Origin of the sequence: Arthrospira sp. PCC 8006 (genome assembly GCF_046480465.1) — a bacterium.
GTDB classification, from domain to species: domain Bacteria; phylum Cyanobacteriota; class Cyanobacteriia; order Cyanobacteriales; family Microcoleaceae; genus Limnospira; species Limnospira platensis.
This window is the reverse complement of the sequence record NZ_PKGG01000189.1, coordinates 1-10,630: the sequence shown is the minus strand read 5'-3', so window position 1 is coordinate 10,630 and position 10,630 is coordinate 1. Positions and strand designations below refer to the sequence as shown.

Here is a 10,630-nt window from a genome sequence, read left to right as displayed (position 1 = left end):
CATCTTTCCTCCTTGCTGGCGACCCTCAACATCCTCTCGCTGCTCTTCCATACCCTGCTGGAGTTGCTCGATGACAAGTACCAGTTACTACGAGCGCACTTGCCCACCCGCCAAACCTTTTTTGATGATTTGCGGGCGTTGACCCGTTACCTGTACTTCGACAGTTGGGAGCACCTTCTGACCTTTATGCTTGAAGGTCTCGAGTTAGACATCCCGCCCGATAGCAGTTGAATTTCCATAATGAGAATTGCTGAGTTTAACCATCCCCGTATTAACTGGGTTTAAACACTGTTCTAACTCTATCCCAATTTTTCTCAGAATCCTGATAGTAAATACAGATCATACGACGAACTGGTGATTCGATTTCTTTGATAATGTTGTAATAGTTAGGCTCTCGCCCAAACCAATGATTCATTTTTGTGAGGTCTACCGGATCATGGATATGACCTTTAGTTTGACCTGCTTTCCATTTATAAGGAACAGAGACCACTAAAACACGAGCAGTTTCGAGTAGTTTTCGACAAAATGCTTCCGCATCTGGGACGTGCTCAATAACCTGAAGACAGGTTAACAAATCGAAACGTTTTTCGGGATTGTATTTGAGAAAATCTTGGGTCAAAGAAACCACACCGGGAGCCTTGTAAGGATTGCGTAAATCCAGAGAATAGCGTTCTGGAATCCACGAAAACCAATCTATATAAGGACATCCATTGGAACCGACATCGATAATTGAAGTAGCACTACTGCCAATTTTGTTGATAATTTGTCTAACTGCGAAGATATAAATATGGGTTTCCCTTTTAGACCAATAAGATGATTGCTCCTTTTTGATACCATCTTTGAGTTCGGTGGGTCTATTTTGACTCTGCTCTTTTTCAGAGGGTTGGAGTTTAGATAATTGGGAAGTCGATCGCCTCTCTGACAACTTCTCCTCAATTTCCGTCGCCGTTTCTTCGACTTGAACTGCCTCTTCATCCCGACTTTTCAGGTACAACATTATAATGCGTGTTCTCTCTACAGAACCACAGTTTTTACACTTGACTTTTTTTCGGTTCATGCTATCTATAAATTTCTCACAGCCACAAAGATTACAAACGGGCTTTATGGCTCGATTATCGTTCTTTGTTTTCCCTAGTTTAGAGCCAGAGTATTGATTGCTTAATTGGTTTAATTCACTGTTTGACATATTTCTAAAATTCTTGATTATCAACGAAATAGCTATTAATCATCGGTTCATAATAACCAAAATATTGTGCCATGTGATGGCTTCAAAAATATCGACTAATTAGCATAATTAATAATATCCATTACCCTCCTATAATTACAGTTTTTGTAGACAAAATCTCGACCTATTTTAGCCAGATTTATATATTTATCTGGGTCAGACCATAATTCCCGGACTCTCCAACTCACCTGTTCGGGGTTGGCATATAAAGCTGCACCGCCAAAGGTTTCTTCAAACTGAGGGTCAATAATGACGGGAATCCCTACTGCCATAGCCTGTATAATCTCAAGACCTAAAGCCTCGATATAACTTTCATGAGGATAATAAATAAAAAAGTCTAAATCTTCCAAAAATTCCTGCATACCCATGCGATCGCCAGAAGTAAATTGCCAATTATTAGGCTGTTTACCCAGTAAATCAATAGCCCCCTTAGCACTGCCTAATATTCTCACATCCCAAGCATTATCTACACCATATATTTGCTTTAAAGCCGTCAATTCTGCAGGCCATTGCATAGGAGTATTAGCCCCGTGACGACCCACAACAGGCTTCTGATTATCCTGACCCCGCCACCGCAACTTTTGTCTACACCACTGTTCAACATCCATCATTGGATACCCGGGAGTTGGGTATGGCTTGGGGTAACGTTCATCTTCAGCCATTAACCTTTGAATAGATAAAGAAGAAGGTATCCAGTCTCCCTCTGTTCCGAACATAGTTTTGAGATTAGCCCTGACAATATATGGATCGTATTGTGGCTCAGACCCATCAATTAAACCCTCTGCAAATTGATTCACAATCACTATCAATTTTTCAGCGTTGATGGCGGGGAAATCATCAAGTCTATGCTGTAGAGCTTTCGGACAACCAAAGACGATAGTTTCAGCCTCAACTTGGTCTCCCGGCGTGAGTATATCTATCCCATACTTCACACAGACATCATAAAAGCTAGATTGAAGACTGATGTTAGGACTGGTATTGTAGCTGCGCCAATGGACGGCTGCCACCTTCAATCCCGACTGACGAGCGGCGACAATAAAGTTCAGGTTACAAACAAAAACACTATCACCGTTCGCCCAATCTGCCACCACAACCCCATCGTAAAAATATGTTTCTGATTTTAAAGGATGATTGCCCCTAGGGCAAGGAAAGGAGCGAACTTCTTCAGACAACTTGGGGGAGGTTTGGAAATCCTGCCGAGAATGCCAATACTTGTGAGCATCTCTGTAATGCCATCTAATGCCAAATTTTATGGTTTTGATATGAGTGGTTTTGGCACGAGTTAAGGAATCCTCCCTTACCATTCCCAAAGATAACATTACCTCATATTTAATGCGGTACAGGGCTTTAGCACCATACACCTGTTCCAGTCTTAATTGAAACTCAGTATCCCCCCCAATTCTAACAGCGTCCCAGACACCCACTTTGTCTAGGGCTTTTCTTTTGAACATTAAAGAGGAAAAATTTAGATCGAAAAGCCGATGTTTCGGTCTCAGTCCCCCCACTACCATGAGATTTTCATCAACTCGTACCCAGTGAGAAATCACCGCAATACAAAAACTTTTGCGATTATTCATCACCTCAATTTGATACTCAATTTTTTGTGGGTGAGACCAATCATCACTATCATTAACCATGATTAAATCACCTGTTGCAGATGCTAATCCACGATTTCGAGTCGGATAACAACCTTCATTAACATCTTTAGAAATTAGCTTAACGCGACGATCGCGTTGAACATATCCTGCCACTACTTCACGGGTATTATCACTACTACAATCATCAACTACAATAATTTCAATATTTCTCCAGGTTTGTTCCCGCAGACTATCCAGAGCGATGTGTATGGTTTCTGCTGCATTGTAGGCGGGTATAATTACAGAAACCTTGAGCTTCTGATTCTTAATCTTGGGTTCTGCATGAGCTGTAATGTTAGATAAGGATAATGGCAAACTAGAGTCCTTGAGGACAAGAGGTGATAGCCCTTTATTTTCGTAGATTTTATTAATATAATACAGAGGCAAGGTTGTAGCTTCATATCCTTGTCCTTTTTGGAAAGCTACTATCCGTTGTATGTTAGCTTTCAAGAGCCAAAAATCTGCTTTTTCTCCGAGAACTTGGATGGCAAAATCTAAGCGTTTTTCCGCCTTACTGATACGGTTTAGCTTGATTAAACATTGAATTTCTGCGAGTAAATACCTCGGATGTATTTCAGCACCCAATATATTGATTAACTCAACATTCTCTAATGCGATTTCATAATCACCGTCAACATAGTACCAACGAACTAACTCCCATGCTGCTTGAATTCGCTCACTTTTTGACGTTGTTAAATCATGCTTAATTTCTTCTAGTGCCGGTAGAGCATATCGGGAGTACCCACCCCAAAGCCTTTCCCCAAAATCCTGAGCTGTAAAATGAGGAGGTTTCAGAAAGTTTTTTGAGGATGATAACTGAGATTTTTGGTGTGAAACTCGGCTGGGTGATGCTTTCTTTTCTGCTGACTGAGAACGGCTTTTTTTAATTGAGTAATTATTGTTTGTTGCCGTGGGAGTTGAACTAATTTGATAGGTAGATCCCATCGACAAATCCGAAGGGGACGATCGCACCCCCACCAACTTAGGCTCAATTTCCATAGCCCGATCGCCTGCCTTTTTGGCTTCCTCAACCCGTCCCACCTGCCGCAAAACTCGGCTCAAACTCAAATAAGACCACGCCGCCTCTGGCTTCAATTCCACCGCCTTTTGATAGGCTTGAACTGCCTCATCAAAACGCCCTAACTTCTCCAGCGCCTCCCCCAAATTTTGGTAAGCCAAGTAAAAGTCCGGGTTTTGACCGATCGCTTTTTGATAAGCAGCGATCGCCTCCTCCAGTTGGCCATTACGGAGAAACTCATTACCTCGGCTAAAATCGCTTGCTGACATATCAAATGGGTATAAGAGACAGGGAACAGGTTTTGACACACTAGATTATAATGTAGATCCGCGCACCTGAAAAGTTCCCCAACCGAAAAATATTGTACACCCCTACCCAGAGTCACAAACCAGAGACCCAGACTATATCCCTTGTCTGAGTCCGATCGCTGCTACCATTTTGGTTATAGATACCCCAGGGGCATTTATAGAGAAAACAGATTTGTCGATCGCTATAAGGACTTAATTGATTGCATATTTTGATTGTTGGTGCTAATGGTGGTATTGGCTATGGGTTTGTCGAGATGCTATTACAAGACCCAGCAATTGACAGGGTTTATGGGACTTATCGGCGTTGGGAGTCCGCCCAACACTTGTTAAACTTGGCCAGTCGGTATCCCCAGCGTCTCGTCTGTCTGTCCATGGATATTACCCAAGAATCTGATCTAGTCGCCGCTTTGGAAACCATTAGCCATCAAACCAGAGAATTAGACCTGGTCGTTAATTGTGTCGGCATATTGCATGGTGTCGGGTTCCAACCCGAGAAGAGTTTGCGACAAATTAATAGCGATCGCCTCATCGAGTATTTCCAGGTTAATAGTATTGGCGCAGTATTGTTAGCTAAACATCTGTTACCCTTTTTTAGTAGCCCGCGCCGCCATGTTTTCGCCACAATTTCCGCTAAATTAGGCAGTATTGGCGATAATCATTTAGGTGGATGGTATGGTTATCGCGCCTCCAAGGCCGCATTAAATATGTTAATGCGAACAGTCGCGATCGAATATTCCCGCAAAAGTCCCCAAACCATTGTCGTCATGCTACACCCAGGGACCACAGACACAGAGCTTTCCCAACCCTTTCAAAAAAATGTTACACCCGAAAAGCTATTTTCAGTTAATCGAACTGTACAACAACTCTTAGACGTGATTAACCGCCTAGAAATCAGTCATAGTGGTCAGTTTCTATCCTGGGATGGGACAAATTTACCCTGGTAGTAACCGAAAAACCGATAACAACTATGTTAAACTCGCTTAATTCAGCAGTGAAGGATTGATTCTATACTGAATCGATGTCACTCAACTTCAAAATCATAGTTTTAGAATTTGGTATCCCTCTGTGATTGGAATATCCCTCCCGGAATACCTGGCGACTACGGCTGTAACCGTACCTTTGTTAGGAAGTGTCTGGATAGATTTGCTAATTTTGCTGTTCATGTTGGTATTATCGGCATTTTTTGCAGGTTCAGAAACAGCGATCACAGCCTTAGATAATCTCAAGTTGCGGGCGCTAATTCGAGAGCAAGGTGATCCTAATCGGATGTTTACCCTGGTTTTGGAGAAACGGGCGCGATTTATTACGACTCTTTTGGTGGGTAATAATTTAGTTAATAACTTCTCGGCAATTATCACCAGTAATTTATTTGCTATCTGGTTGGGTAATGCCGGGCTAGGAATTGCTACGGCTGTGGTCACCTTTTTGCTGTTGGTATTTGGGGAAATTACCCCCAAATCTTTAGCTATTAGCAATGTTCTACCTATTTTTAAGGCGGTTATTCGTCCGATTTACCTGCTGTCTATTCTCCTGTATCCGGTTATTTATCTATTTGAAACCATTGCCCAAAGTATTATCCGATTAGTCAACCGGGGCGCTGTACAACCCGGTTTGTCGGTGCAGGAACTACGGTTAATGATTGAGATTCTAGGGGGTCGCGGTCAACTAGACTGGCAAAAACATCAACTGTTAAATAAAACCCTCGTCATGGATTATCTCATGGCGCGGGAGGTGGTGAAACCCCGTATTGATATGCGGACTATTTCCCATCAGGCGACTGTCCAACAGGTGATAGATTTGTGTTTGGAAACGGGTTATTCTCGTATTCCCGTCCAGGGAGAATCGAAAGATGAAATTGTCGGGATTGTGCATTTGAAGCGGGCGCTACAACTGATGCGCTCAATTAGTGTTGATAGCCCGTCGCCATCGGTCACAGAAGCTATGATTCCCCCGGTTTATGTACCGGAGACCAAAAGGGTGGGTAGCTTGCTTACAGAGATGTTACAGCAGCGCTTACACATGGCGATCATTGTCGATGAATATGGGGGGACAGTGGGGTTGGTCACTTTGGAGGACATTTTAGAGGAGTTGGTGGGCGAAATTTACGACGAAAGTGATTTTCCCAGTCGGATGGCCCGCAATAAACCTATGAATTCTTCCCCCTCCCGGTCTGGGTCCTCTGGCTTGCCCTGGATTAGACATTGACCAGTTATCTGGCCATTAATTCGGGTTTCAGGAAAGCGATCGCTTATTTGGTCTTCGCTCAAACCCTTGCTAGATAAGGATTTTGGGATTTACAAAAAAAAGTTTTCCCAAACACTAGCTTTTTTTGAGATTTGTGATACAATTATAAATTGTTGAATAAATGGGTCGGTGCCCGAGTGGTTAATGGGGGCGGACTGTAAATCCGCTGGCTACGCCTACGCTGGTTCAAATCCAGCCCGGCCCACTTGCCCTTGTAGCTCAGTGGTAGAGCACACCCTTGGTAAGGGTGAGGTCACGAGTTCAATCCTCGTCAAGGGCTTATTATTGCTTAATATTTCCGTGGACGCAAGCCATACCTTGTCTATGCCATATCAAAGTATGATACACTGGTCACGGGTGAATCTACAGAATTGGTATTGAGAAGTATACAAGTATCCTGGGTTATAATTATAGTTAATGAAAATACTGTTGATTGGGAACTACCTACCAGATGCTCAACAAAGTATGCAGCGCTTTTCGGCTGTCATGGAGAGCGAGTTAAAAAAAGCAGGTCATGACGTGCGCTTACTGCGTCCCGAAGCCAAGTTAGGACAGCTTAAACCCGGCGGTAGTGGTGTAGGAAAATGGTTAGGATATATCGATAAGTTTATCATGTTTCCCCCTACATTAAAAGAACACTTAGCCTGGGCTGATGTTGCTCATATTTGCGACCATTCCAATGGATTTTATACCCGCTACTTACAAAAAATCCCCCACATTGTTACCTGTAATGATTTACTAGCCGTCCGTTCAGCTTTAGGAGAAATCCCCGAAAATCCCACCCGGTGGACAGGTCGGCAACTTCAACAAATCATTCTGAAAGGGTTAAATAAAGCTCAACGAGTAGCCTGTATTTCGGAAAAGACCAGAGAGGATTTACTGAGGATTAGCGAACTAGAACCCCAGGCGGCAACTACTATTTATATGGGGTTAAATTACCCTTATCGCCCCATGTCAGAAACTGAATATAAACCCAGGCTGGCAAAATTAAAAGTTCCCGAAAATAGTTCTTTTATTCTCCATGTAGGTGGTAATCAATGGTATAAAAATCGGTTAGGAGTTGTCAAAATCTTTGCCCATCTTCAACAAAAACTGGTCAAGGGCGATATTTATTTAGTGATGGCGGGAGCCCCCTTTACTGAAGAATTACAACAACTGATCACAAACTATGAATTAGAACCATTAGTTATTCCCTGTGTTAACATCGATAATGAAGACCTACGCGCTTTATACTCGGCGGCGATCGCTTTACTATTTCCATCCCTTCAAGAAGGGTTTGGCTGGCCGATTATTGAAGCCCAAGCCTGTGGCTGTCCGGTGTTTACATCCCATATACCTCCTATGACGGAAGTGGGGGGAGATGTAGCGATTTATATTGACCCCAAGAACCCCGAAGAATCAGCCACCAAAATTCTGGATTCCCTGAACATCATTAAGACAGACCCCCAACCATTATTTGATAATGCCAAAAGATTTACTACGGAGAAAATGATTAATGAATATATAGCTTTGTATGAACAAGCGATCGCCGCTTCCGGAAAACTTGGGTAAAACTAATGTGGAAAAATTCACGAAATCACCTATAAAATTATGGCAAAAGTTTTACATATTATTCCTTCAGTGAGTCCCATTAGAGGCGGGACTAGCGTTGCTGTGAGCGAGATTGTTCAGGCGCTAAGAAATTGTCAGGTAGAGGCGGAAATTCTCACCACTAATGATAGCGGTCCGGGAGTGTTAGAGGTTCCCTGTGGTGAGTTTATAGATTATCAGGATGTACCAGTTTTATTTTTCCCGAGATGGTCTCCCTCCGTTCCAGCCTTGTCTGAATATGCGATTTCTCGGCAACTTATGCAGTGGCTAAATACCTATATTAAGGGTTATGATTTAGTGCATATTCACTCCCTATTCTCCTATGTTTGTACATTTGGGGCGAGGAAGGCGCGACAGAAATCAATCCCCTATGTGATTAGTCCTCACGGTCATTTTTCCCCCTGGGTGATTAATCAAAAGCGGCTGAAAAAAAATATCTATAATTTCCTGTTGGAAAATGCCAACTTAAAAAAAGCGTCTCTGATTCATTGTACCACTAAGCTAGAACAAAAATATGTGGGTGATTTTGGTATAGATGCACCCACGGTTAATATACCTTTAGGCATCCATTTCCCGACGGTTTATCCTAACGCTAAAATGGCTCTGCGAGCAAAATATAATATTTCGGTGGATATGGAAACCCCGATTATTTTGTTTCTGTCAAGGATTCACCCCAAAAAACAACTTGATTTTTTAATTAAAGTTTTGGCTAATCTCCAGGGTGAAGATAAGTTTCATTTGGTGATTGGAGGGAGTGGGGAACCTGCTTATTGTCAATATATTGAGGGAATAATCAGCAGCCTAGGATTAGGGGAAAATGTGACATTTACAGGTTTTGTTAGTGGTGAGGATAAACAACTTTTACTCTATGGCTGTGATTTCTTAGCATTACCATCTTTGGGGGAAAACTTTGGTATTGCGGTGGCTGAAGCTATGGCGGCTGGATTACCTGTAGTTATTACCCCGGAAGTTGAGATCGCGGTAGATGTGATTGAGGAAAATGCTGGTTTGGTTGTACCGGGAACCCTAGACCAGTGGGAAAGTGCTTTAAAGCGGTTAATTAATGCACCGGATATCAGGCGAGAAATGGGTAATAATGGACAAAACTTATCTCGAGAGCGCTATAGTTGGAATGTGATTGGTCCTCAGTTTGTGGAGGCTTACAATTCGATTTGTCAGCCCTAAAAATCAGTAACTATTGGATATTATCAAAACTATGAATCTTCCTAAAGTCTCTGTAATTATTCCTACCTATGGACGTGAAGAATTGTTGCGGAATAGTTTATTGGATGTGATGAATAATGATTACCCAGATTTGGAAATCTTGGTAGTTGACCAAACGAAAAACCATGAACCGGAAACTCAAGAGTATTTAGAAAAGTTGTCACAATCTGGGAAAATTTCCTGGTGTCAACTGGAATGGGCTAGTTTACCGGGAGCGAGAAATTATGGGGTGCGACGCGCTACGGGAGAGATTGTCATCTTTATTGATGATGATGTTACACTTGAGCCTAATTTCGTCATGTACCATGTTCGCAACTATCTTGATCATCCTGAAATTGGCGCGGTAGCGGGTCGGGTATTAACCCCAGAACATTTACAGGGAACCCACACACAACCGACTTTTGATTATCTACCACCAGAGGCGAGTGATCCGGGTATTGCTTGGTATTATTTGGATGTGGTTAATACTATGAAACCTCAAAAGATTATTAGTGGTCGGGGGTGTAATATGTCTTTTAGGCGATCGCTTTTTACTGACCATGGAATTTGGTTTGATGAACGATTTAGGGGTAGCGCGGTGCGTGAGGAGTCGGATTTTTTCTTGGATATCCGAAAAACTGATTATCAGATTTGGTATGATCCAGAAGCGGTTTTAGTGCATATTGGGGAACCCACCGGAGGCTGTCATGATATTAGTACCCGGTCTTTAGAGTACCAAATTACCCATTATCATAATCATTTTTTGATGGCATTTAAGCATTTAACCTGGAAACAATCCCTACATTTATATATCCGTCTATTTGATTGTCATGTTCTCGGACATCCTCCTTGTAACAAAAGTGGTGGGTTTACTAAAATTATGGTGCGGGGGATTTTCTATTTCTGGGGATTTTTTAGTGCGATTTGGACTCAGATACAAGGACTGTGGAATGATGGACAGATTTACACACGCCAAGACCCCCAAGCTATGTCTGGGGTGAATTAAGAGTGATTAATTCGCCTTAAATTGAGTCCTATAAACGGGTTCGCCACGGTTAAGGGTAGCGATTTCGCGTTCGGAAGCGACGGGTAGGGGGTTGTCTGTTAACCAATGTTCTGAGAGGAGATGAAAGCGGGGATTTTCCCTAAAGCGATCGCGCATTTCGATCGCCACAGTTTCCACGTCCGAGGCTAACAATACCCAACCACCGGACACCATAAACTTGGCTAAATCTTCCACCAGTTGCGGTTGTACTACTCGCCGCCGTTGATGCTTGCTTTTAAACCAAGGGTCAGGAAATAAAATACTAACTGTTTTGATAGTTTGTGGGGGCAAAGATGCTAACATTGAGGATAGGGAATAGTTAGCATTACCGAAAATATAGTGTAGATTAGTTAGCTGTTT

The 10,630-nt window shown here is 42.5% G+C and carries 7 protein-coding genes, 2 tRNA genes and 2 pseudogenes; 8 read left to right on the top strand and 3 right to left on the bottom strand.

Going from position 1 to position 10,630, the window contains the following annotated elements; all coding sequences use genetic code 11:
• Positions 1 to 231, top strand: a pseudogene (locus tag B9T16_RS21295) (ISNCY family transposase); the annotation flags it as partial.
• Positions 232 to 271: 40 nt separating this feature from the next.
• Here B9T16_RS21295 and B9T16_RS21290 read toward each other — a convergent pair.
• Both B9T16_RS21290 and B9T16_RS21285 read right to left on the bottom strand, forming a co-directional pair.
• Positions 272 to 1,057, bottom strand: a complete 786-nt coding sequence (locus tag B9T16_RS21290) for a hypothetical protein (protein WP_410245700.1) — start codon at positions 1,055 to 1,057, stop codon at positions 272 to 274.
• A gap of 224 nt (positions 1,058 to 1,281) precedes the next feature.
• Positions 1,282 to 4,149: a glycosyltransferase gene (locus tag B9T16_RS21285; RefSeq protein WP_410245699.1), complete on the bottom strand. Its 2,868-nt coding sequence runs from the start codon at positions 4,147 to 4,149 to the stop codon at positions 1,282 to 1,284.
• Between the two features lie 239 nt (positions 4,150 to 4,388).
• On the opposite strand from B9T16_RS21285, the gene B9T16_RS21280 reads away from it, so the two are divergent.
• From B9T16_RS21280 to hpsN, 7 genes are all read left to right on the top strand, one after another.
• Positions 4,389 to 5,132, top strand: a complete 744-nt coding sequence (locus tag B9T16_RS21280; RefSeq protein ID WP_006619803.1) for an SDR family NAD(P)-dependent oxidoreductase — start codon at positions 4,389 to 4,391, stop codon at positions 5,130 to 5,132.
• A 121-nt stretch (positions 5,133 to 5,253) separates the two neighbouring features.
• Positions 5,254 to 6,393: a hemolysin family protein gene (locus tag B9T16_RS21275; protein WP_410245698.1), complete on the top strand. Its 1,140-nt coding sequence runs from the start codon at positions 5,254 to 5,256 to the stop codon at positions 6,391 to 6,393.
• A gap of 162 nt (positions 6,394 to 6,555) precedes the next feature.
• Positions 6,556 to 6,637 (top strand) — tRNA-Tyr (locus B9T16_RS21270).
• Between the two features lie 3 nt (positions 6,638 to 6,640).
• A tRNA-Thr gene (locus tag B9T16_RS21265) sits at positions 6,641 to 6,712 on the top strand.
• 137 nt (positions 6,713 to 6,849) lie between these two features.
• The gene (locus B9T16_RS21260) at positions 6,850 to 7,983 is read left to right on the top strand and encodes a glycosyltransferase family 4 protein (protein ID WP_014273952.1); all 1,134 of its coding nucleotides are present in this window, start codon (positions 6,850 to 6,852) and stop codon (positions 7,981 to 7,983) included.
• A gap of 39 nt (positions 7,984 to 8,022) precedes the next feature.
• Positions 8,023 to 9,207 (top strand): glycosyltransferase, encoded by a 1,185-nt coding sequence (locus B9T16_RS21255; protein WP_006619800.1) that lies wholly within the window; start codon positions 8,023 to 8,025, stop codon positions 9,205 to 9,207.
• A gap of 31 nt (positions 9,208 to 9,238) precedes the next feature.
• Entirely contained in the window at positions 9,239 to 10,231 is a 993-nt protein-coding gene (hpsN, locus tag B9T16_RS21250; protein WP_006619799.1) for a hormogonium polysaccharide biosynthesis glycosyltransferase HpsN, read from the top strand.
• Between the two features lie 6 nt (positions 10,232 to 10,237).
• Here the strand turns inward: hpsN and B9T16_RS21245 are convergent.
• Positions 10,238 to 10,630: pseudogene (locus tag B9T16_RS21245) on the bottom strand (tRNA (guanosine(46)-N7)-methyltransferase TrmB); the annotation flags it as partial.